1 pseudogene is annotated in these 635 nt (G+C 34.6%); it reads left to right on the forward strand.

The features are described 5' to 3' along the window. Window positions 1–593: pseudogene (locus M1B78_RS18475) on the forward strand (hypothetical protein); the annotation flags it as partial. Between the last annotated feature and the right edge of the window lie 42 nt (window positions 594–635).

Raw genomic sequence — 635 nt, forward strand, 5'->3', positions numbered from 1 at the left:
GCCCCTTAAACGTACAAGGTATGGCAGAGCAAGATATAAAGATGAACCAGTTCCAGACAGTGACGGATGTAGCGTACATCTATGCAGAGTCATCTAATGGTTCACAGGTTAAGATTAAGAAGAGTGATTTGGTAAATATTATGAATACATTAATAGGAGGCATATTTCCAAAATTGTATCCTACTCCTTTTATTGACAAAGTAAAAGGCTTCATCGTTAAAACTAAAATAAGTGTGGCGCAATATTGTGCCATACGGTTACAATGTTCTATAGGTTTTAACCAAAATCATATGGGTAATGAAAATTTCTCTGTTAACATTAAGTTTTGGGATAACAATTTTTCTAATGGTGATCTTTCCAAAGAAAATTACTTTTTATCAATATGTAACTATGTTATATGTTACGTTGATGATGACAATACTTTCAGTTTTTATATAAACAGCATGAGGGATAACCATTCCGGTGGCTATCTCATGCTGTATGCCATATCTAATGTTGCTGGAAACGCCAACCAGATTATTTCTATGAAAGCGGTAGCCGCAGAATATGTTGTTGGTTCTCATGCCAAGGAAAAGAAAATTCCCATTTCATAAGTCTTTATTAGGCTGTTCATTTTTCTTTCCAATCTCTTGCCC

Source organism: Bacteroides muris (ex Fokt et al. 2023) (assembly GCF_024704895.1).
GTDB classification, from domain to species: Bacteria; Bacteroidota; Bacteroidia; order Bacteroidales; family Bacteroidaceae; genus Bacteroides; species Bacteroides muris.